The following is a 21781-nucleotide window of genomic DNA, read 5'->3' on the forward strand; positions in this document are numbered from 1 at the left end:
CAAAATGAGTGTGAGTATCCAGTATAAGAATTTTTTGATCAAGAGACAAAAATAGGAGATGTGACAAAATTTGTGTCACATCTCCTTGTTCATAATGGGAATCAAAAGCTTGCCTTTGCGGAAATAAGACCAACCAAATCAAAAATAGGAGAAGCAATTTTCGTAAATTTCTTCTTATTTCTTGAAGCTGATCACTTCTGTCACAACCTCTTTTCCTACGATTAGTCAAGTAAAAGGTGTAAGAAAAATAGCTCATAAACGAAAGCGACAAAATCAAGGCACACCAAATAAAGCCTCGTTCGTAAAAAATTTTCGATCTGGGCAAAGAAGTGGTATACTGTAAGTGGTTTAGTTAATGGTCCACTGAGACCGCGTACGCATAGTCGTACTCTGTATGTGCCCTGACCATAGCGTGCATACATTTCAGAAGCTTGTTCATACAAGCAACTGTGGCAACCTTATCTTTCTTAGGGATAGGTTGCTTTTTTAATTTGTAGTAATAATCGACAATATGATTAGGAGCTGCGCGTTGCTGGCGAATCATATTTCGAATGGTGAAGAAAATAATTTTCCGTGCTTTGGGATTACCACGCTTATTGATGCGGTCTTGGCCAGTATACTTACCTGATTGATACCGTCGGATGTCAATTCCGACAAAGGCATTCAATTGTTTATGGGTTTTAAATCGTGTGATATCTCCTAATTCACCGAGCAATAAAGCGGCTGTGAGTGCGCCGATCCCAGGGAACGTTTGGTACAACAAAAAGCAAGGAGAGCCTTCGGCTTTTTTGATCATTTGTGTCGCCAGTGCTTCTTTTTGTTCGAGTAAATCTTGGAGAAGTTCGGCGTAATAAATCGTTTTTTGACAGTGGATACTGTCTTTTTCAACAGCTGGGTAGGCACACTGTGCATAGTGGATGATTTGATCTGCCTTTTGCTCGGCACGATTCGCGGAGATTTTTTTCCGTGTTTCGTTGATTAGTTTATTTTTTATTTTTGTCCGAGTAGATGCCAATACAAAATCTGGATGGGGAAAAAGACGGATCAATGTCAATGCGTAAGGGGTCAGCCTGTTTGAAAAGAACTGTTCAAGCTCTGGAAAAGTCAACTGAAGGCAGTTGTGTAAATCCATGCGCAGACGAGTGATTTTCTTCTCAATCTCTTGATAAAAACGGGCTAAATCGCGCATCTCTAAGTAAAAATTGCTTTGTACTTCTTTTGGCTGACGTTGATTTTTAAGATGAGTCTGTGCGAGCCGGTGGGCATCCGATTTATCTGTTTTCCAACTGCGTAAGGTGCTTTCTTCCATCTGTTTTTTCGCTTCTAACGGGTTTAACAAACAGTAAGAAAAGTGATGATCTTGAAAGAACTTTTCGACTGGTCTGGAATAAATCCCCGTTGCTTCAAAAACAATCAATGGACGTTCAGGCAAGTGCTGGATCTCTTCGAGTAATGCATGAAATCCTCTTTGAGTGTGTTCGATCTCGTCTTCAAATAAGCAGGTGTCGTCTTTGTATAGGACACTGTAGCTGTGTCCCATTGAAACATCTAATGCAAGAATGTAAGGCATTTGTATTCCTCCTTTTTAAGTTTTGAAAGAACTTTACTGCTTCATTTCGATTCCAATTTCCTATACACGGGCTCATGGCCCCAACATACGTAAACCTGATTCTAAAATGACAGTAAAGAAGTTCGGTTTTTGATAGGGACTCGTAGTCCTCAAGGCTTTGTTCGAACTTTCTTTCACTCTTCACTATAATCTAAAAATAGAAAATAGAGGAGAACATCATTCGTCAATGATGTTCCCCTCTAATCTTAGTATGTTTTTTACTGCTTATTTTCTGACATCGCATTGCTTAATGCGGCAAATTCTTGTAATGACAACGTCTCTCCACGACGTTTTGGATCGATTCCAGCCGTTTCCAAGCTTTTTGCTAACCATGCTTTTGTCTGATCATCTTTGCCATACGAATGCTGCAAATTATTCCAAAGCGTTTTTCTTCTTTGCTGAAATGCAGCTTTTGTCAATCGGAAAAATGCTTTTTCGTCCGTCACTTCTACTGCCGGTGTATCTCTTCTTGTCAGTTTCAAAATCGCTGAATCTACATTTGGCTGAGGGACAAATACTGTTTTTGGTACGATGAAGGCTAAACTGGCTTCCATATAATATTGAACAGCAATCGATAATGAACCGTATGCTTTCGTTCCTGGTTCAGCAGAGATTCGATCAGCTACTTCTTTTTGCATCATGACGACTAATTCATCCACGACCAAATCCGATTCAAGAAAATGCATCATGATGGGCGTCGTAATATAATAAGGTAAATTCGCCACGACTTTTAACGGAAGCTCTTCATGAAATGTTTCTCTTACGGCTGTTGATAAATCCGTCTTCAGAATATCTTGATGTATGATGGTCACATTGTCATAGGGTTGCATCGTATCAGCCAATACAGGGATCAAACGATCATCAATCTCAAATGCTACGACTTGCTTTGCATGCATCGCTAATTGTTCTGTCAATGCGCCGATTCCTGGCCCAACTTCGATCACGTTCGTTCGTTCATCTATTTGCGCAGTTTCTACGATTTTTCTTAAAATATTTGGTTCAGTGAGAAAATTTTGTCCTAAACTTTTTTTAAATGAAAAACCATGTTTCAATAAAATCTCTTTTGTTCTAGAGGGTGTCGCGATTTCACGATATTCACTCATGTTGTTCCTCCACTATTTTCATTGCTTGTGCGAGCTCTTTCGGCGTGATACGAAACATCTTCAAACGTTTTTCCAATTGTTTGCCGTTCGTATAACCGATACGCAACTCATCACCTAGTTTTTCTCGTTTTTCTTTTGCTTGTGCTCCAGCTATTAAACCATAGTCTAAAAGGTCTTGTCTAGTGATTTCAGAAACAGCCGTTTGGGAAATGTCTGGCGTCACAACTTTTTTCAATGCTTCTAAAATAGCAGCATCACTTGCATGTTCAACACCAAGACTTCCCTTTTTCTTTGGTTTAGCTTGTGTACGCGGCAAAAAAGCATGTTTTGCCTGAGGAACAGCTTCCATAATGATTTTTCTTATTTTTTCTCCTGAAAAATCAGGGTCGGTAAAAACGATCACCCCTCGAGTCTCTTGGGCATGTTCAATTTGCATCAGGATATCTTCATTGATAGCAGAACCGATCGTTTCTATCGTATCTGCATCAACTACTTCCCGCAGCCTTCTTGTATCGTCTTTTCCTTCAACGACTATAATCTCTTGGATCCTCATCTTATCCATGTTCGCTTAGACCAAATAATCGGTGCGCATTTGTCCATGTTTGGGCAGCCACTTCTTCTATTGGCAGATTCCGAAGTTCAGCAATCTTTTCTACTGTATAACGAGTATAGCCTGGTTCATTTCGCTTTCCTCTAAAAGGAACTGGTGCCAGATAAGGGGCATCTGTTTCCACTAGTAATCGTTCGATTGGTACATTTGCTGCAGCCTCTTGGACATCTAATGCTTTTTTGAAAGTGACGACACCGCTAAATGAAATATGCATTCCTAAATCAAGAAATCGTTTTGCCCATTCATAATCACCGCTGAAACTATGCATGATTCCACCGATATCTCGAACATCTTCTTCTTTTAGGATTTGATACGTGTCTTCAAGTGCTTCTCTAGTATGGATACTGATTGGAAGGTTCATTTCTTTTGCGATAGCAATCTGTCTGCGAAATACTTTATCTTGGACTTCTTTCGGGTCTTCCATCCAATGATAATCCAAGCCAATTTCCCCTAATGCTACAACCTTTGGCAAAGTCAATTGTTCTTGTAATTTATTTTCGATTTCTTTCGTATAACTGCCAGCCTCTGTCGGATGCCAGCCGATAATACTGTATATATTTGGATAGTCATGGCTTAATTGCAAAGACTTTTCAATCGTTGGCGTATCGAAGCCCACGACCGCCATTTTCGTTACCCCCATTTCTTGTGCTCGCTGAATCGTTTCTGGAATATCTTCATTGAACTGTTCCGCATTTAAATGGGTATGAGAATCAAATATCATGTTTATCGCTCCTTTTCATTCTTACTTTAGCACATTAGCACTGCTTGCAGAAGTAGCAAAAATCAAAATAGAAGAACTTGTTTTGTTGAAACAGAAAAAGCACGAAGATCCAGAGGACTTAGTTCGTACTTTTTCTATCTGTTGTTGAAATATTTTACTCTTCTGAGCGTTTTTTCTTTTTTTGATAATAGACTGGGATACCAATCAAGGTAACACCTATACCGATCAATGCTAATTTCGTTTGCGTCATCATCGTCATACCTAAAATGAAAATAGCACCGAGAATCGCAATAATCGGAACGATTGGATAAAGTGGTACTTTATATGGGCGTGGCAATTCCGGCGCTTTTTTTCTTAAAATAAAGACACCGATAAAAATCAGTAAACTGAATAGCCACATCACAAAAATCAACATGTCGGTTAAAAAGTCGAAAGAACCAAGGCTCATCATAATACAAGCTACTGCTAACTGGAAAATCGCAGGAACATAAGGTACCGTAAATTTCTTTGAAAGCTTTGTCAGCTGTTTGCTGAAAGGTAGCTCGTCTTCCAAAGCCATCGCATAAGGCACACGAATCCCAGTTAAGGTATACCCATTCAATGCCCCGTATACCGAAATCAAAATCCCAATAGTGACCAGTTTTCCGCCGATTTCTCCAAAAATGACGTCTGATGCTTCAGAAGCTGCGTTCAAATTACCGGCAAGATGATCAATCGGCAGAGTTTTCAAGAAAACAAAATTGATCAATAAATAAACGACAGTGACAAAACTCAGCCCAAGTATAATCGCTTTAGGCAAATCTTTTTCCGGCCGTTTCATTTCACCAGCCATTGCGCCGACGCCTAACCAGCCGTCATAAGCAAACAATGTTGCTAGCAACGCACTGCTCAAGCCTTCGACAAAAGTAACCTCTTTTCCAGCTTCGATTGGAAATAGCTGGACAGTTCCTTGTCCTGGTGTCAATAATCCCCATACGACAATCACGGCAATTGGTATCAATTTAACAATCAGCGTCACTGATTGTACAGACGCACCGACTTTTGTTCCTAATAAATTCAATCCTGTCACAGAAACAGCGGTAATCACTGCAATCAACAAAAGGTAGTCGGTAGATAATTGTAATAAGTTCGTCAATTGTGTCGCAAAGATAATCGATAATGCAGCAATATTAGCGGGGAAATAAATCAAGCTTTGCGCCCATCCTAATAAAAAGCTGGGCAGCTTTCCATAAGCTGCTTCAATATATTTGACAGCTCCACCAGTTTCTGGGATCGCTGTAGCTAATTCAGCCACTGTCAATCCAGCACAGATCGTTAAGAAACCACCCAAAAGCCAAGCTAGTAATGTCAAACTTGTAGACTGCGTGCTTGCAGTAACAGCAGCGGTTTTAAAGAAGACCCCTGCGCCGATCACGGTTCCCATAACGGTAGCTAATGCGCCAAACAGATTGATTTCTCGTTTTAGTTTGCCTTTCATTCCCATCCTCTTTCTTCTTTGAAATTTGGTATAATTTTCAGTATAACTGAGAATATTTTAATTTACCATTCTTTTTTCTCCACTTTCAATGAAAAACTCCCTCTTAAGACGGATGTATTTCCTCTTTATTTTGCGTATACTAAACCTACCTTTTCCACGAAGGAGGAACAGTTTATGGATTTTAAGCGTTCTTATCCGAAATTAGCAGATTATTTATCCAACCGAATCGATTTTTCTCGTAAAGAACAGCAGCAGTCCCGTTGGCATTGGTTCACGTTGATTTTATTTGGATTATTGACCATTGCGACGTTATCACAAAAATTGATATTGCTGACGGTGTTCATCGCAATCGTTGCATTGATCAAAGGCCCCGTGATGATTTTGTGGGGGATGTTGTATTCCTTTCTAGTGGGGCTATTCCCACCTATCGGTATTTTGCTTTCAGCGATTTTCTTTTTATTGAACATCGGAACATTTACAAAGAACTGGCGGATGACCTTAGTAGGGATCTATTTTTATTTTTATCCCTTCGGAGTGATGGCACTTCGTGAAGTCATGCATTGGAATAATCATTGGTTTTCAGCTGGTGCCTTGCTTTTAGGATTGATCTTGCTTCATGTGATGTTGACGAAACTGTATCAGCGTTATGGTATTGGAAGAACGATTTTCTGGTATGTCTTTTCGATTCCATTTGTACTGCTTACTGCGCTCTTACCAAGCCGTTTGAAGACAAAAATAAAAGGTTACCATAAAATCAAATAATCGGATTTTTACAAAATAAAGAAAACAATCATCGAGGTCAAAATCGATGATTGTTTTCTTTATTTTAAATACTATTAGTAGATGTCAACAAATTATTGCTTTCAAAATCCTTGGATGTAAGAGACAATAAAATAAAAAGGAGCGCCAGATGAACCAATTAAAAATCGCCCGTCCACTTATCATTATGTTGCTTCTTTCTGTCTTTACGATTCCTATCAGCCTTTTTCTTAATTGGCAGACAGAGGAAAGGAGCACAAATATTTTATTCAACTATTCGCAGCCACTTTTTCTTTTGTTTTTAGGAAGCTGCAGATTCCATCGGTGGGTAAAGCTCGTCCTTCTTTTTCTAGGATACAATTTATATGGTTATATGTGTCTTTATTATATGATTGGCTTCCATAATCACCATTGGGGCAATTGACAGGAATTAAAAAAACTCGCAAGCAACATTGTCTTGCGAGTTTTTCTTATGATTTTATGCGATCTCTGAGCCATTCGGCATGGATTTTGGTGCTTCAATCACTTGTAAAGAGCCATCTGGTGCTTCTGCGGAAAGGATCATTCCTTGACTGATTTGTCCACGCATCTTTCGTGGTTTCAGATTTGCGACGATCACTACTTTTTTCCCAATCAGTTCGCTTGGATCAGGATAGAATTCAGCGATTCCTGACAAAATTTGACGATCTTGGCTGTCTCCAGCATCTAGTCGGAATTGCAACAACTTATCTGCCCCTTCTACTTTTTGGCAGTTGATGACTTCTGCTACTTTTAGTTCAACTTTTTCAAATACATCAAATTTGATTTGTTTTTCTTTCGTTGAAACAAGTTCTGTTTCTTCTGGATCCCATTTGACTGTATCTTCGTTTGTTTGAGTACCTTCAGACATTTTTTCTTGGATAAAAGCAACTTCTTCTTCCATATCCAAACGTGGGAAGATTGGTGTACCTTTTGCAACTACTTTTGTTCCTGAAGGGAATTCGCCAAAGTGCAATCCTTCAAGATTCATCGTTTCAGGGTCCAACCCTAGTTGATTGAAGATCTTCTCTGGCGTTTCTGTCATGATCGGTTGAAGTAAAATTGCGGCGATACGCAAGGATTCAGCTAAATGGATCATGACACTATTCAATTCAGCTTTCTTTTCTTCGTCTTTTGCTAATACCCATGGTTCTGTTTCGTCAATGTATTTGTTTGCACGAGAAATCAGCACCCAGATTTCAGCTAACGCTGTATTGAATTCCATTTTTTCCATTGCATCATGGTAACGTCCGACAACGTTAGCAGCCGTCGTAGACAGTTCACTGTCAAATGGAGTGACAAGTGAGGCATAATCAGGAACGAGTCCATCACAATATTTATTGATCATAGCGATCGTACGATTCAATAAGTTCCCTAGATCATTTGCCAGATCATAATTGACACGAGAAACAAAATCTTCTGGCGTAAAGACGCCATCTGACCCAAATGGCACAGCACGAAGCAAATAATAACGGAGTGCATCTAAACCATAACGTTCCACAAGCATTTCAGGATAAACGACATTTCCTTTTGATTTAGACATTTTTCCATCTTTCATCAATAACCAGCCATGACCAAATACTTTTTTAGGTAGAGGCAAATCAAGAGCCATCAGCATGATTGGCCAATAGATCGTATGGAAGCGAACGATTTCTTTACCGACCATCTGAACATCTGCAGGCCAGTATTTTTCGAATAGACTTTCATCCTCGGACCCGTAGCCTAGTGCAGTGATGTAATTGGACAATGCATCGATCCATACATACACCACATGTTTCGGATCACTCTTGACTGGTACCCCCCAAGTAAAGGTTGTTCTTGAAACTGCAAGATCTTCTAATCCTGGTTTGATAAAGTTGTTGATCATTTCATTTTTACGAGATTCTGGTTGGATGAATTCAGGATGTTCTTCATAGTATTCCAACAGACGATCTGCGTATTTGCTCATGCGGAAGAAGTAAGATTCTTCTTTTACCAATTCTACTTCGTGTCCGCTTGGCGCTTTACCGCCGATCACATTGCCTTCATCATCTTTGTACACTTCTGCAAGTTGTGTTTCCGTAAAGAATTCTTCGTCAGAAACAGAGTACCAGCCTTCATATTCACCTAAGTAAATGTCTCCCTGTTCTAATAAACGATCAAATATTTTTTGAACAGCTGCTTTATGGTAATCATCTGTCGTACGAATGAATTTGTCATAACTGATATCAAGCGTTTTCCATAATTTTTTGACATCAGCCGCCATTTTATCTACGTATTCTTGCGGTTTTACACCTAATTCTTCTGCTTTTGTTTCGATTTTTTGACCATGTTCATCCACTCCAGTGAGATAAAACACATCAAAGCCCATCAACCGTTTATAACGAGCAATTGCGTCACATGCAATCGTAGTATATGAGTTGCCGATATGAAGTTTGCCGCTTGGATAATAGATTGGCGTAGTGATATAAAAAGTTTCCTTTTCTGCCACGGGGCTCTTCCTCCTTTATCGCATGATGCGAATTCGTTTCCTTGCTAGTATACCATAAAAAAAGCAAGCTGTTAGCTTTTTTTCAAAATGAAAAAGTCTGGATAAATGACTTCTTCTCTATGATGAATCCCTCCTTCAAAAGGAAGGACAGAGGGAATAAATGCTATTTTTCATCTTGTTTCATGTTTAGTTGGAGACGGCTTTTTATTTCTCTTCTGACTCGTGGTATAATAAAGACTATCTATTTTAGTAAGGGACTGGAACGATCATGCAGAAGAAACATCTTTTTTTTACACTTAGTATTGCTTTTCTTTCATTAGCACATTTGATATTCAGCTATTTTTATATTCGTATGTATGGTTATTTTAACCTTCATGGGCATTTGAACAGTTTCATGACAGTCGCATGGCTTTTACGTTTTGTCATTGACGCATATATCGTTATTTGCGGCTTCTTTGCCGTTCGTGAAGAGCGGTATAAAGTATTACCGTTTTATCTGCTTTTCTTTTTATTCAATCTAGTACTTCCATTTATTTTTCATATTTAAGGGAGAACCAAGGATTTTTCAAGTAAATCCTTGGTTTTTTTTCAGAGTCTGCTACAATAAGGTAAAAAGTACTTTTAATGTCAACGGAGGTGGTCTGATGAACCGATTTGCTTCTAAAGAAGAAGAAAAATTATATTATGAACATGAAGCAAGTGAAGAAGATTTTCTTAACTGGTATCAAAAACAGGAACGTCCAGAATATGACAAGCCCTCTTTGACTGTCGATATCGTACTGATGTGCTATAACAAAGAAGAAGATCAGCTGAAAGTATTGCTGATCCAACGAAAAGGGCATCCTTATCGAAATTCATGGGCATTACCTGGTGGTTTTGTCCAAAAGGATGAGTCAACTGGAGAAAGTGTCTTAAGAGAAACAAAAGAAGAAACTGGTGTAGTTATCTCTAAAGAAAACATTGAACAACTGCATACATTCAGTACGCCTAATCGAGATCCGCGAGGTTGGGTCGTCACAGTCAGCTACTTAGCTTTTATTGGAGAAGAACCGCTGATCGCCGGAGATGATGCTAAAGAAGTACGCTGGTTCACATTGGAACGTCACGGCAACAAAATCAATTTATCGAGCGGAGAAGTGGCTATCTCACTTGACTTAGTCACTGGAGAGTCTTCTGGCAAAGATACTTTAGCTTTTGACCATAGTCAAATCATTTTGAAAGCATTCAACCGTGTAGTCAATAAAATGGAACACGAACCGCAAGTTTTGCAAGTTTTAGGTAAAGATTTCACGATTACAGAAGCTCGAAAAGTATTTGCAAAGTTCTTAGGAATCGATTATAAAACGATCGATCATTCCAATTTTAAGAAAGCTATGCTCCAATATTTCGACGAGATTGGCGAACGTCCTGTAGGAATCGGTCGCCCTTCAAAAATCTATCAGCTCAAGCCGGGGCATCATGAGTAAGGATTGTGAAGAAAGGGCTCCGTTCTGAACACTCAAGAAAAATGGAAAGCCGCTCTTTGTGTTTTGCGTTTTTTGCTCTATACTTTGGCGTGTCAGTAAAATTCTTCGAATAAAAAAATAACAATAGCAGAAAAAATTCGTACGAGTTTTTTCTGCTATTGTTTTATTGGTTTGTCATAATTAGTGAGCTTTTCTTCAAAAGAAAATTCCTAGAAACAAAAGTCAATCAGACTTTTTATTAACAAGGCGAACCCTAACGCTCCTGTCAGTTTCATTCATTTTTTATTCCTTGATGACCGAATGCCTACCTAGTTGTTCTAACACTTGGCTCTTTCTTACAGAATTGCTTTCTTCTGCTCCGTCGGTATTGATCAAAAGAAATTTTTTATTATACCATTGGGACTTATAACGCAATTTTGTTATTAATTTATGCCAGTCATGAATAGAAAAATCAGCATGTGCCTCTTCTTTTGGAAAAGATTCTACAAATAAGTAGTCATATTGTTTGACCAATTTCCCAGATAATTGTTCAAGATAATCTTCTCGCTGGTTCTTTTGTTTCAGATAAAGATCCATTACTTTTCTCTTTTGTTTCTGATAATTGCTTGCCTTATCTAACCTGGTCTTTCTATGGTGAGCGGAGCGGACTTTTACGCTTAATTTCCGCTGTGCATGCTGAAGTTTTTCTTCTGTCTGGTCAAATTTTGGCAAAGTTACTTCTATGGGCTGCGATGTTTCGATCAATGTTTTTGGATGATAGGCAATCCCAATCCATTTAGCTGAAGATTCTTTTTTTATTGATGAAACATCACAAAGTAGTGCGACATAGAACTCTTCATTATATCGAGCAGAAATCGTAGCGGAACGAATCGTGCCTTCGACTGGACGGTGCTGGTTTATCTTGATCAGTTCTTTTTGTTTTGGTAATTTTAAGTGACCGTTTTTCAGATAGACCGTATGGGTTTGATTATTCGTCGTATAAGATTGCCACATACTTTTTTTCGTTTTAAGCTTTGGAAAGCTGGCACGTCCCTTGAAATAATTGCGAAAAGCTCGGTCCAAATTAAGCTGTGCATTTGCTAAAGCAAGACTGTCTACCTCTTTTAAGAATGGGTATTCTTTTTTTAACGTAGCAGGCGTGAGCGAAAAATCGGCCACTCCTGTTTGTTGCCAACTTTTCTGCCGTTCTTTCAGCAAATGGTTATAGGTAAATCGAACACAGCCAAAAGTACGAATCAATTGCTGTTTTTGTTCTTCTGTCGGATACATACGGAATTTAAAAGCTTTTAGCATCTATGTCCCTCCTAGTTAGCAACCAGAAGAGATTCCTTTTGTCGTTTTAATTTTTTTGCATAATATGAGACTTCCTGCTCAGTTGCATAAACAAAATGTTCTGGTGCGATTTCACGAAGCTGACGTACTTGTCCGTCATCTGGTTCGGGTTGATATTTGATTCTTCTGCGCTTTCTCTCATGATCTGGATCTGGCAAAGGAATAGCAGATAACAAACTTTCTGTATAAGGATGGACACCATGATTATAGATTTCATCACTTTTACCCATTTCTAATAACAAACCGTTATGCATTACACCGATTCGGTCGCTGATATGTTTAACCATTGATAAATCATGCGCAATAAATAGATAGGTCAATTGATGTTCTCGTTGGAGATCTTGCAATAAATTGACAACTTGGGCTTGAATGGAAACATCTAATGCAGAAATCGGTTCATCGCAAATGATAAATCGCGGTTTTACTGCTAATGCTCGTGCAATACCAATACGCTGGCGTTGTCCTCCTGAAAATTCATGGGGATAACGAGTGCCATGGCTCGGATTCAATCCAACGGTTCTTAATAGATCATCGACTTTTTTGGCACGTTCCTCTGGTGACTTAGCTAACCCATTGACATCAATTCCTTCCGCAATGATATCTCTGACTTTCATCCGAGGATTCAGCGAAGCGTATGGATCTTGAAAGATCATCTGAACATCATGTCGGAATTTCGTCAATCCTTTTTTGTCTTTGATCTTCGTTACATCTTGACCGTCGAATAATATCTCACCGTCAGTAGGTTCATTCAAACGAATGATCGTACGGCCAGTAGTGGATTTTCCGCTTCCAGATTCTCCTACTAAACCAAATGTTTCTCCTTCATAGATGTGAAAGCTGATGTCATTTACAGCATGTACTTCATTCTTTTTTCCTACATTGAAATACTGTTTCAGTCCTTTAACTTCAAGTAGTTTATTTGGCATCAGCAATTCCTCCTTGACCATAAGTATGTTTTTGTTTCTCTTTAAAAATAGCCCAGCGACGTTGGATTTCTTCTGGCGGTGTCACTTTAGGCGCTTGTGGAGCAAGTAGCCAAGTTGCTGCCTTGTGCGTTTTTGATAGTTCAAAAAATGGCGGTTCTTGTTCTGCATCGATTTTCATCGCGAATTCATTTCTTGGGTAGAATGCGTCTCCTTTTGGTGGATTCAGTAAATCCGGTGGAGAACCAGGAATGGCATACAATCGGTCGTTCGCACTGTCTAATGTCGGCATTGAGCCAAGCAGTCCCCAAGTATAGGGATGTTGCGGGTTGTAGAAAATCTCTTCGGATGTTCCAACTTCAACGATTCTTCCCCCATACATAACAGCTACACGGTCAGCAACGTTTGCTACTACACCAAGGTCATGAGTGATAAAAATGATTGATGTATCGATTTTTGTCTGAATTTCTTTCAGCAGTTCCAAAATTTGTGCTTGGATAGTCACATCAAGTGCTGTTGTGGGTTCATCAGCAATCAGGATTTCCGGATAACATACCAGTGCGATCGCAATCACGATCCGTTGGCGTTGACCTCCTGAAAACTGATGGGGATAACTATTGATACGTTTCTCAGCTTCAGGTATACCAACTAATTTAAGCAGTTCTAATGCAGCTTTTTGTCCCTCTTTTTTCGAAACTTTATTATGCTTTCTAAGAGACTCAGCAACTTGTTTCCCAATAGGCATCGTCGGATCTAAAGAGGTCATTGGATCTTGGAAAATCATTGCTATTTCTTTTCCGCGGATTTTTTGCATCTCTCTTTCTGTCTTTTCAACGATGTCTTTACCTTTAAAGAGGATTTGCCCAGCATCTATATTGGCATTGCTTGACAGCAAGCGCATGATGCTTCTGGTCGTCACTGATTTTCCGCTTCCAGATTCCCCAACGATCGCCAATGTTTCTCCTTTATTCAAATAAAAATTGACACCGCGAATCGCTCGTACCTTTCCAGCATACGTATCAAAAGAGATTTCTAAGTCTTTCACTTCTAAAATTTTCGTCATCGTCCTCACTCTTTCATTTTAGGATCAAAGGCATCACGCAATCCATCAGCAAGTAAGTTAAAGCCAATCATGATAACCGATAAAGTTACTGCCGGAATCCATAACAGATAAGGCAGATACAGGAATGTCTTGTACCCTTCGCTCAACATCGTTCCTAATGAAGCTGACGGAGGCGTAAGACCTAAACCGATAAAACTTAAAAAGGCTTCGAAGAAAATAGCAGATGGGATGCTAAACATCATTTGAATAATAATGACACTGGAGATATTCGGCAAAATATGTTTGAATGCAATTTTCATTCTTGATTCACCTAATGTCAATCCAGCTAGAACATATTCTTGATCTTTTAATTTCATTGTTTGTGCACGAACGATACGTGCCATTGGTATCCAGTTTGTGATGGCCATAGCAGCCACGATGGAAAAAATTCCTGGTTCAAAAACGACCAACATCAAGATCATGACAACGAGGTTTGGAATTCCTGACAAGATTTCCAAAAAACGTTGCATCGCATTATCGACACGTCCGCCTAACAAACCAGATATTAACCCGTAAGCTACACCAATCGTTACATCTAGTAATGCAGCAATAAATGCGATCAACAACGAGATTCTCGTTCCCATAAATAAACGGCTTAATACATCACGGCCCAAACCGTCTGTTCCTAAAAAGAAACTTACATTTGAAGGAACGTTTGCTTGAGCATATTTATCCACCAGTTCACCGCCGACCATTGCTTTTCCATTCAATCCATCGATATTGATTCCCGGAATACGAGGAGGCAAATTGATATAAGCCACATTTTGGGCAGTTGGATCATGTGGAGAAACAAAGATCGTGACCACAGAGATCAAAATGATGACCAACAGTAAAAACATTGAAATAACGGCAGCTTTGTTTTTCTTTAAACGGCGCCATGAATCTTGGATAAAATTCAAAGAAGGCGCAGTAATCTGCTCACGTTCTTCTTCGGTATTTTTTTGTAATGGAAGAAACTCATCCGCAGGAATATCTGCGACTGTTTCATAACGCTTTGGTGTCATTTCCATTTATCCTCGGCTCCCTTCTGAAACACGAATTCTTGGATCAACTAGACCGTACAACAAATCAACGATCAAAATAACAAAAATCAACATAAATGAGTAAAGGATCGTTACAGCCATGATCGTAGGATAATCATTTGTTGTGATCGACTTAACGAATTGTTCCCCGATACCAGGAATAGCAAAGATATTTTCTACCACCAGTGATCCGGTCATCAATGCGACAGCCAAGGGTCCTAATAAAGTCATCAATGGGATCAAACTATTTCGAAGACCATGTTTAAAGGCGATTTCCCAACGGCTCAACCCTTTTGCTTTTGCTAATTCCACGTAATCACTATGCAGTACTTCCACCATTTCCGTCCGGATAAATCGAGCAGAATCAGCAAGCGGCGACATGGCCAATGCAATTGTCGGCAAGATCGTGTACACAAAGCCATCCCATTTTGCGATTGGTAAAACTTGTAATTTGATTGCAAAGATATATTGTAGTAAAACAGCAAATACAAAGTTTGGAATGGAACGACCTAATATCGCTACAAGTGTAGAAGATGTATCTGCCCATGTATTTTGCTTCATGGCAGAAATCGTTCCTAAAATCGTTCCTAGGACTGTTCCAAAGATAATTGCCTGTAACCCTAATTGCAAAGATGGTCCGATTCTTCCAGCTAACAAATGTGCGACTGGCTGGTTTTTAAATTGGAAGGAAATTCCAAAATCGCCTTGAAGCAAATTAGAAAGATAAATCCCATATTGTACGATAACTGGTTTATCCAAACCGACTTGTTTATTTAGCATCTCGATTGTTTCAGGACTCAAACGTTCCTGATTCGTATATGGCGTGCCCGGCAGCAATTGCATCAAGAAAAAGGTGATTGTTGCAATTAACCAAAGCGTGATGATCATGAAAAAGACACGTTTTAATACATATTTGATATAACTATTCACTAATGTTTCCCCCTAGCTTTTGACTTCTGACAGATGTTTCGCTACATTATTAGATAATGAACCAAAAATAAAGGAGCAATCAAATGAAAAAAAAATCTATCCCTTACGCAGTAGCTTTTCTACTGATTCTGGTTATTTTAATAAAAAACGTCATCAACCATTCCTTTACACTCATTCAATTATCTAATGATCTATTCTTATGGTCATTGCCGTTTCTGATTATCGGCGGTTTTTTATGGGTCTTTTCTTCGGGTTTCTTCGATCATTTTCAGCGATCAGTCCATCTTGCACGAACAAGGAACCGAAAGAAAAAACCAGAATTTTCCTCGCTCTCGTCTGCCAGCTACGGTATGTACAGCTTTTGGCTGATCATTGCCGGAATACTAATTGCTCTTTCTGCTATTTTCATGCTTTTTTCTTTGTTAGGATAAGTAAATATGAGAACGAGGTTGCGACATTTGCCGCAGCCTCGTTTTTTCTCATGCTCACGGTATTAACGATTATTCTTCAACGTATGTCCATTTGTAATCCCATGAAGCGCCTGCAGCATGGTGAACGATACCTTTGATTTTTTCATTCACTAGGTGACCTTCTGCTTTTTGGTACACCGGAACGACACCCATATCATCAGAGATGATCTTGATTGCTTTTTGGAAATCATCCCAACGTGCTTGTTCATCGCCAGCATCTGTTGATGAAGCTGCTTTAACTGCTTCGTCATATTCTGCATTGCTCCAGCGACCACGGTTGTATGAATTACCTGTGACAAACAAATCAGTAAAGCTGCTTGGGTCTGCATAGTCAGCAGCCCATCCGCCTAGTACTGCGTCAAAATCACCCGAAGTTGAGCGGTCAAGACGTACAGAGAATGGAACAGGTGTTGGTTTGACTGTTACGCCATCCAAGTTTTCTTGGATTGAGTTTTGAACATATTCGATTACTTTTTTCGATGAATCATCATCAGAAGCCATCAAATCAAATTCTAAAGAATCAACGCCCAATTCTTTTTTCGCTTTTTCCCAATATTCTTTTGCTTTGTCTTTGTCATAAGAAACTAATTTTCCAGCTTCTTTTGCAAAGTCTTCGTTCGTTGTTGGACTTTTTACCATATCTGATGGGATCAATCCTGTAGAGACAACTGATCCGTCACCTAGTACTTGTTTTACTAAAGCTTCACGATCGATAGAATAAGAAATAGCTTTTCTTAGGTTCACATTGTTGAATGGTGAATTCTTTTCGCGTTGGTTGAATTCGATATAGCTTGTTCGTGCTTCTTTAACAGAAGTATAAGCTGGATCGTTTGCGTTTTGCTGTGCTAATTCACCAGACAAGATCACATCATCTGCTTGGCCATCTTTGAATAAGTTCAAAGCAGTAGAAGATTCTTTTACTACACTGACTTTGATTTCAGAAAGTTTTACTGTGTCTTTGTCCCAGTAATGGTCATTTTTCTTATAAGTCCATTCTGTATCTGTTCCTGGTCCATCGAAATCTTCTAATGTGAATGGTCCATTATAAACAGCTTTATCACTTGCAGATGCATAGGCATCCCCATTTTCTTCCACTACGGATTGTTTTTGTGGGAAAAATGATGGGAAAGCAAGCAGGTATTGGAAATATGGTGTTTGTTTCGTCAATTTGATTTCTAATTCATAGTCGCCAACTGCTTTGATCCCTAGTTCTGATTTATCTTTCTTTCCAGCTGTGATGTCTTCTGCATTTTCAACTGGCGCATACAGGTAAGCATATTCAGAAGCTGTAGCTGGGTCTACTGTTCGTTGCCAGCCATAAACGTAATCCGCTGCTGTAACAGGATCACCATTTGACCATTTTGCGTCTTCTCGTAATTTGATTTTGTAAGTTAATCCGTCTTCACTGACTTCTGCCAACTCGCTAGCTCCTGCCGGCTGTGGTTTGCTATCTTCATCAAGACGGTAAATACCTTCATAAACGTTATTCAATGCTGTAAAACTGATTGTATCTGTTGCAACTGATAAGTCAGCTGTAGGCATTTCTTGAGGCACGACTAAGTTAAATACGCCTCCTCCATCTGCTGAACCGCTTTTTGCTGAACTACTGCTTGTGGCTGAACTGCCGCCATAACATCCAGCAAGTACAAGGCCGCATACCGCAACCAACCCAAATGTAAATTTCTTTTTCATTTTACGTACCCCTTTATTGGAATTTTCAGAATAATTAATATTTTCTGAAGTTGTTTAAGAGTTTAATGAATAATTATTAAAAAATCAACACTTTTTTTTGTCTTTTTCATAAAATAATGATTTTTTCGTGAGGTTTCAAGGAATTTTTCAGAAAAAATAGCTTTGTACAAGGTTTTCTATTGTCTTTCAGTAGCCATTAAATAATTTTTGTTATATTGTCTATTATTGCCATACAAAGATAAAAAAGAATAAACAAAAAGGAACTCTGACAAAAGTCTTGTCACAGTTCCTTATCCGAATAAACGGTGTTCAATCAGCTGACCCTCGATATTAGCTCAACAAACGGCAAAATATGAAGAACTATTTTTCCGTTTGTTTCTCTAATACTCAGGTCAGGACGCTGATTTCACCACCTCTTTTTATTATTGAGAATCTGGTCGAGGAATAATCGTTTTTGCCATCCAAATATCCGGTTTGTCCCAACCACTTGCATTTGGTAAGACACCTACGATTTTATAACCTAATTTTTCATAGAACTCATAGGGATGTTCACGAAGGTTCTGGATGGAGGCCACTTTATCAAACGTATGCTCATACAGGTCCGTTTGACTTAACGTTGTTCCATGGTCTAAATCATCCGTACCTAAATAAATCGTGATTCCTCCTCTGGAAGCTACTTCTTTTTCTAAGTAATTGACTAATCGAGTACCTATTTGGTTCTTTCGTCGGGAGCTTTCTACAACTAATGGATGCAATTCCCAACCTGTGATACCGTATTGAGGGATTGCACCAATAAATCCTACTAACTCATCTTGGTCAACCGCTGCTACCGCGATCCGTTCTGGATTCATCATTTCTTCTACTTCTTCTGCCGAGCTGTCTCCATATTCTTCCGGCCAAGTCAGTCTCAGTAAATCAGAAAGCTGATCTTTCAATACTGGATTATTACGGTCAAATTCACTGATTATCATACGTCTTCCCCCTTGTTCTTGCTTATTCTAACAGTCCTTTTGAAAAAACGAAATGTTCTCGCTCAAAAATCTTTAGCTACCAATCAGTATCTCTATTCTTTCATTATTTACCTTACTTATAAAATAAAAAAATTATACAGAAACACTTTATTCAAAATAGGAAAGATCAGGAAAGCCATCAATTGGAGGAAAAAACTCTGTTTGTTCATCATGATATAGATTATCTTTTGCTTTAAAAAAACCAATTATGAATTGACAAATGAAACACATTTTTATAAAATAATCTAAATGTTCAGAATTTTTAGATTATTTAAATAAGCAAGAGGAATCGTAGAAATACTAGGAGGAACAAAAATTCATTATTGTCGTTTTCAATGTTTATGTACTTATTTTATTTTTAGGATACTTATTGATGATTTCAAGGTGTTCATGCCACCTTATTCATTACTTATCCTGTCTTAGATTCGCCTCTACTCCATCTACAGCCGCGGTCAGAAAGATCACTCTTTAAAATTTTAACCCGTTTCAACGAAGAAAGAAGGAAAAGAATATGAGTCAAAGTGTTTTCTTACCAAATTATACCATTGGAACAGATGCGTATGAAAAAGCAAATGGAATCGTCAAAGAATATGGGAAAAAAGTAGTGCTGATTGGAGGGAAGACTGCACTTTCAAAGGCAGAAAACAAAATAAAAGCAGCTTTGACTCAGGAAATAGAAGTTATCGCCAGTCTCTGGTACGGGGGTAATTCAACTTATGGAAATATTGAACAGTTGATCCAACATGAAAGTGTCCAAAAAGCAGACGTCTTGTTTGCAGTCGGCGGTGGCCGTGCTTGCGATACTGTAAAAGTCATTGGTGAAAAACTAGCTAAACCAGTCTTCACCTTCCCCACTATTGGTTCGAACTGTTCGCCCGTCACGGCGGTATGTGTCATCTATAACGAAGAAGGCGTAATGGACGGACTCTTCTTTCCTTCAAAACCACCTGTACACACCTTCATTGATACAGCAATTATTGCCGAAGCACCTGATAAATACTTATGGGCAGGTATTGGCGATGCTTTATCCAAAGAAGTCGAATCTACTTTTTCTGCTCGTGGCGATGATCTAGGCTACACGGATAGATTAGGAATCCAAATTGGAAAAATGTGCATTGATCGCCTCTTGACTTATGGTACGCAAGCATTGAAAGATAGTGCCGACGATCGTCCCTCATATGCAATTGAACAAGTCGTTTCGGATATCATTGTTACTACCGGATTGGTTTCTGTTTTAGTTAACAATAACTATAATTCTGCTATGGCACACTCATTCTATTACGGTACGACTGTTCTAGAAAAAATGGAGGGATACCTTCACGGAGCATCTGTCAGTTATGGTGTACTGACCTTATTGATGATGGATCAGCAGTTCGATTTGTTTGATAAAATCTATGTGTTTATGAAAAAGAACCAACTTCCAGTATCGTTAGCCGACATGAATCTCAATGTCACGACCGATTTAGAAGCAATCTTAGATAAAGCCATGACCACAAATGATATCAAACATGTGCCTTATGAAATCACCCGAGAAAAATTTAAACAGGCCATTCTTGACGTAGAAACTTATCATGCTACACAAGAAAGCCAGCAAGGATATAAGAAAATCAGTTAAATAATTGCTAAAACCCCCATCAAGCAGGCTGTCATCAAATTGACGACATTTCTTTGCTTAATGAGGGCTTTTCTTGTCAAAAAACGCTTTATAACTTTCGCTATAGAATCTTTTCACTTATTTAAGTTGAACAGTTCCTTAATTAAGAAAACTGCTCCTTTTATGGTAATTGAAAAAACGAAGTAGGCTACGATTATTTGGCAGCTGTTTTTTTCATTTGCTTGCTTCGCAATTGTCCGCAAGCTGCATCAATATCTGTACCATGTTCTTTACGTATCACACAGTTTACGCCGTTTTTCTTCAATACATCATAAAATCTCAATACATCAGCTTTTGGACTGCGAGAATATTGATCATGTTCACTGACTGGATTATATGGAATCAAGTTGACATATGCTAATTTTTTCTTATCTTTTAATAGATCTGCTAATTGTTGCGCATGCTCTGGTCTATCATTTACTTGATTCAACATGATATATTCAAACGTGATTCGACGGTTTGTTTTCTCTAAATACTCATCCACAGCTTCCATCAATTTCTCAATTGGGAAACTTCGGTTGATCCGCATGATCGATGTTCGCACCTCATTATTCGGCGCGTGCAAGGAAATAGCCAGATTGACTTGTAAGCCGTTATTAGCGAATTCCTTGATTTTGTGTGCTAAGCCACTAGTAGAAACTGTAATATGTCGCGCACCAATCGCCAATCCTTTGGCATCATTAATAATATGCAAAAAGTCCATTACATTGTCGTAATTATCAAATGGCTCACCGATTCCCATTACGACGACATGGGAAACACGTTCGCCAAGATTGCGCTCATCAAAATAATGTTGAACCATCATGATCTGCGCAACAATTTCTCCAGCGGTCAAATCACGGTTCTTTTTAAGCAACCCGCTTGCACAAAATGTACAGCCGATATTACATCCTACTTGTGTCGTCACGCAAACGGACAAGCCGTATTCTTGTCTCATTAGTACGGTCTCGATCATATTTTTATCAGGAAGTTCAAACAAATATTTAACTGTACCGTCCGAAGCTTCTTGGACGACCATTTGTTTCAGAGGATTGATGATAAAATGCGCCGATAATTTTTCTATCAATTGTTTTGACAGATTCGTCATTTCTGTGAAGTTACTTACACGTTTTTGATACAACCATTCCCAAACTTGGGCAGCTCGGAATTTTTTCTCACCGTTTTCTATAAACCAATTGATTAATTCTTCATTCGTCAAGCCATAGATGGATTGTTTTTCCAAAGTATTTTCCCTCTTTTTCTCAAAGTTTCGCTACATACTATACATGATTCGTTTAGTTAATGCAATACTTCACAAATAAATCGAATAGAACTTTCATCTCATAAAAAGCAAAAAAGACAAGACATCCTACCGTATTAGAAAAGATGGGAAAAAAGCCATTTTTTCTCTTGGTATCATCATGTCTTGTCTTT

The 21781-nt window shown here is 38.7% G+C and carries 20 protein-coding genes and 2 pseudogenes; 7 read left to right on the forward strand and 15 right to left on the reverse strand.

Annotated features, from left to right (window positions below; translation table 11 throughout):
• Positions 1–352 precede the first annotated feature (352 nt).
• The 5 genes from QK255_RS10215 to QK255_RS10235 all read right to left on the reverse strand — a co-directional run bounded on the left by QK255_RS10215 (position 353) and on the right by QK255_RS10235 (position 5520).
• Positions 353–1570, reverse strand: a complete 1218-nt coding sequence (locus QK255_RS10215) for an IS110 family RNA-guided transposase (RefSeq protein ID WP_002329089.1) — start codon at positions 1568–1570, stop codon at positions 353–355.
• Positions 1571–1827: 257 nt separating this feature from the next.
• Positions 1828–2712 (reverse strand): 16S rRNA (adenine(1518)-N(6)/adenine(1519)-N(6))-dimethyltransferase RsmA, encoded by an 885-nt coding sequence (rsmA, locus tag QK255_RS10220; RefSeq protein ID WP_002293596.1) that lies wholly within the window; start codon positions 2710–2712, stop codon positions 1828–1830.
• On the reverse strand, positions 2705–3274 hold the full coding sequence (gene rnmV, locus QK255_RS10225; RefSeq protein WP_002315760.1) for a ribonuclease M5: 570 nt from the start codon (positions 3272–3274) through the stop codon (positions 2705–2707). Before rnmV ends, rsmA begins: the two co-directional genes overlap by 8 nt.
• On the reverse strand, positions 3267–4043 hold the full coding sequence (locus QK255_RS10230; protein ID WP_002293591.1) for a TatD family hydrolase: 777 nt from the start codon (positions 4041–4043) through the stop codon (positions 3267–3269). The genes rnmV and QK255_RS10230 overlap by 8 nt, the downstream gene beginning before the upstream one ends.
• Before the next feature lie 154 nt (positions 4044–4197).
• Entirely contained in the window at positions 4198–5520 is a 1323-nt protein-coding gene (locus QK255_RS10235) for an APC family permease (protein WP_002293587.1), read from the reverse strand.
• A 174-nt stretch (positions 5521–5694) separates the two neighbouring features.
• Between QK255_RS10235 and QK255_RS10240 the strand changes: the two genes are divergently transcribed.
• Both QK255_RS10240 and QK255_RS10245 read left to right on the forward strand, forming a co-directional pair.
• The gene (locus QK255_RS10240) at positions 5695–6282 is read left to right on the forward strand and encodes a hypothetical protein (protein ID WP_002293585.1); all 588 of its coding nucleotides are present in this window, start codon (positions 5695–5697) and stop codon (positions 6280–6282) included.
• 148 nt (positions 6283–6430) lie between these two features.
• On the forward strand, positions 6431–6703 hold the full coding sequence (locus QK255_RS10245) for a hypothetical protein (protein ID WP_283341542.1): 273 nt from the start codon (positions 6431–6433) through the stop codon (positions 6701–6703).
• 54 nt (positions 6704–6757) lie between these two features.
• On the opposite strand, the gene metG is transcribed toward QK255_RS10245, so the two are convergent.
• Positions 6758–8767 (reverse strand): methionine--tRNA ligase, encoded by a 2010-nt coding sequence (gene metG, locus QK255_RS10250; RefSeq protein ID WP_002293583.1) that lies wholly within the window; start codon positions 8765–8767, stop codon positions 6758–6760.
• A gap of 268 nt (positions 8768–9035) precedes the next feature.
• Between metG and QK255_RS10255 the strand changes: the two genes are divergently transcribed.
• The gene (locus QK255_RS10255; RefSeq protein ID WP_002293582.1) at positions 9036–9314 is read left to right on the forward strand and encodes a hypothetical protein; all 279 of its coding nucleotides are present in this window, start codon (positions 9036–9038) and stop codon (positions 9312–9314) included.
• A 97-nt stretch (positions 9315–9411) separates the two neighbouring features.
• Positions 9412–10233 (forward strand): NUDIX domain-containing protein, encoded by an 822-nt coding sequence (locus tag QK255_RS10260; protein ID WP_002293580.1) that lies wholly within the window; start codon positions 9412–9414, stop codon positions 10231–10233.
• A 282-nt stretch (positions 10234–10515) separates the two neighbouring features.
• On the opposite strand, the gene QK255_RS10265 is transcribed toward QK255_RS10260, so the two are convergent.
• From QK255_RS10265 to opp3b, 5 genes are read right to left on the reverse strand one after another with little or no spacing between them, the layout of a single operon-like run.
• The gene (locus QK255_RS10265; protein ID WP_002293578.1) at positions 10516–11526 is read right to left on the reverse strand and encodes an RNA-guided endonuclease TnpB family protein; all 1011 of its coding nucleotides are present in this window, start codon (positions 11524–11526) and stop codon (positions 10516–10518) included.
• Positions 11527–11537: 11 nt separating this feature from the next.
• Positions 11538–12491: an ABC transporter ATP-binding protein gene (locus QK255_RS10270; protein ID WP_002293576.1), complete on the reverse strand. Its 954-nt coding sequence runs from the start codon at positions 12489–12491 to the stop codon at positions 11538–11540.
• Entirely contained in the window at positions 12481–13551 is a 1071-nt protein-coding gene (locus tag QK255_RS10275; protein WP_002293575.1) for an ABC transporter ATP-binding protein, read from the reverse strand. The genes QK255_RS10270 and QK255_RS10275 overlap by 11 nt, the downstream gene beginning before the upstream one ends.
• A gap of 5 nt (positions 13552–13556) precedes the next feature.
• On the reverse strand, positions 13557–14600 hold the full coding sequence (locus QK255_RS10280) for an ABC transporter permease (RefSeq protein ID WP_002293574.1): 1044 nt from the start codon (positions 14598–14600) through the stop codon (positions 13557–13559).
• Positions 14601–15542, reverse strand: coding sequence for an oligopeptide ABC transporter permease (opp3b, locus tag QK255_RS10285; RefSeq protein ID WP_002293573.1), 942 nt, complete (start codon positions 15540–15542; stop codon positions 14601–14603).
• An 83-nt stretch (positions 15543–15625) separates the two neighbouring features.
• Between opp3b and QK255_RS10290 the strand changes: the two genes are divergently transcribed.
• Positions 15626–15973: a DUF3899 domain-containing protein gene (locus QK255_RS10290; protein WP_002293571.1), complete on the forward strand. Its 348-nt coding sequence runs from the start codon at positions 15626–15628 to the stop codon at positions 15971–15973.
• A 69-nt stretch (positions 15974–16042) separates the two neighbouring features.
• On the opposite strand, the gene QK255_RS10295 is transcribed toward QK255_RS10290, so the two are convergent.
• Complete coding sequence (locus QK255_RS10295; RefSeq protein WP_002289796.1) at positions 16043–17704, reverse strand: peptide ABC transporter substrate-binding protein; 1662 nt, start codon at positions 17702–17704, stop codon at positions 16043–16045.
• A gap of 193 nt (positions 17705–17897) precedes the next feature.
• Here QK255_RS10295 and QK255_RS13430 point away from each other — a divergent pair.
• Positions 17898–17999, forward strand: a pseudogene (locus tag QK255_RS13430) (ribonuclease P); the annotation flags it as partial.
• A 127-nt stretch (positions 18000–18126) separates the two neighbouring features.
• Here the strand turns inward: QK255_RS13430 and QK255_RS10300 are convergent.
• Complete coding sequence (locus tag QK255_RS10300; protein WP_002293569.1) at positions 18127–18675, reverse strand: aminoglycoside 6'-N-acetyltransferase; 549 nt, start codon at positions 18673–18675, stop codon at positions 18127–18129.
• A 550-nt stretch (positions 18676–19225) separates the two neighbouring features.
• Here QK255_RS10300 and QK255_RS10305 point away from each other — a divergent pair.
• Positions 19226–20329 (forward strand): iron-containing alcohol dehydrogenase family protein, encoded by a 1104-nt coding sequence (locus QK255_RS10305; protein ID WP_002293566.1) that lies wholly within the window; start codon positions 19226–19228, stop codon positions 20327–20329.
• Here the strand turns inward: QK255_RS10305 and QK255_RS13370 are convergent.
• Positions 20326–20533: pseudogene (locus tag QK255_RS13370) on the reverse strand (hypothetical protein). The gene QK255_RS10305 and the pseudogene QK255_RS13370 overlap by 4 nt on opposite strands.
• Complete coding sequence (gene rlmN, locus QK255_RS10310) at positions 20523–21590, reverse strand: dual-specificity RNA methyltransferase RlmN (RefSeq protein ID WP_002293564.1); 1068 nt, start codon at positions 21588–21590, stop codon at positions 20523–20525. Before rlmN ends, QK255_RS13370 begins: the two are co-directional and overlap by 11 nt.
• Positions 21591–21781 lie beyond the last annotated feature (191 nt).

Origin of the sequence: Enterococcus sp. ZQ21 (assembly GCF_030053755.1) — a bacterium.
Lineage (GTDB): Bacteria > Bacillota > Bacilli > Lactobacillales > Enterococcaceae > Enterococcus_B > Enterococcus_B lactis.

Excerpts from the sequence above, each read along its gene's own strand:
- QK255_RS10215 (WP_002329089.1), bottom strand. The coding sequence starts at position 1,570 with ATGCCTTACATTCTTGCATTAGATGTTTCAATGGGACACAGCTACAGT.
- rsmA (WP_002293596.1), bottom strand. The coding sequence starts at position 2,712 with ATGAGTGAATATCGTGAAATCGCGACACCCTCTAGAACAAAAGAGATT.
- rnmV (WP_002315760.1), bottom strand. The coding sequence starts at position 3,274 with ATGGATAAGATGAGGATCCAAGAGATTATAGTCGTTGAAGGAAAAGAC.
- QK255_RS10230 (WP_002293591.1), bottom strand. The coding sequence starts at position 4,043 with ATGATATTTGATTCTCATACCCATTTAAATGCGGAACAGTTCAATGAA.
- QK255_RS10235 (WP_002293587.1), bottom strand. The coding sequence starts at position 5,520 with ATGAAAGGCAAACTAAAACGAGAAATCAATCTGTTTGGCGCATTAGCT.
- QK255_RS10240 (WP_002293585.1), top strand. The coding sequence starts at position 5,695 with ATGGATTTTAAGCGTTCTTATCCGAAATTAGCAGATTATTTATCCAAC.
- QK255_RS10245 (WP_283341542.1), top strand. The coding sequence starts at position 6,431 with ATGAACCAATTAAAAATCGCCCGTCCACTTATCATTATGTTGCTTCTT.
- QK255_RS10255 (WP_002293582.1), top strand. The coding sequence starts at position 9,036 with ATGCAGAAGAAACATCTTTTTTTTACACTTAGTATTGCTTTTCTTTCA.
- QK255_RS10260 (WP_002293580.1), top strand. The coding sequence starts at position 9,412 with ATGAACCGATTTGCTTCTAAAGAAGAAGAAAAATTATATTATGAACAT.
- QK255_RS10265 (WP_002293578.1), bottom strand. The coding sequence starts at position 11,526 with ATGCTAAAAGCTTTTAAATTCCGTATGTATCCGACAGAAGAACAAAAA.
- QK255_RS10270 (WP_002293576.1), bottom strand. The coding sequence starts at position 12,491 with ATGCCAAATAAACTACTTGAAGTTAAAGGACTGAAACAGTATTTCAAT.
- QK255_RS10275 (WP_002293575.1), bottom strand. The coding sequence starts at position 13,551 with ATGACGAAAATTTTAGAAGTGAAAGACTTAGAAATCTCTTTTGATACG.
- QK255_RS10280 (WP_002293574.1), bottom strand. The coding sequence starts at position 14,600 with ATGGAAATGACACCAAAGCGTTATGAAACAGTCGCAGATATTCCTGCG.
- QK255_RS10290 (WP_002293571.1), top strand. The coding sequence starts at position 15,626 with ATGAAAAAAAAATCTATCCCTTACGCAGTAGCTTTTCTACTGATTCTG.
- QK255_RS10295 (WP_002289796.1), bottom strand. The coding sequence starts at position 17,704 with ATGAAAAAGAAATTTACATTTGGGTTGGTTGCGGTATGCGGCCTTGTA.
- QK255_RS10300 (WP_002293569.1), bottom strand. The coding sequence starts at position 18,675 with ATGATAATCAGTGAATTTGACCGTAATAATCCAGTATTGAAAGATCAG.
- QK255_RS10305 (WP_002293566.1), top strand. The coding sequence starts at position 19,226 with ATGAGTCAAAGTGTTTTCTTACCAAATTATACCATTGGAACAGATGCG.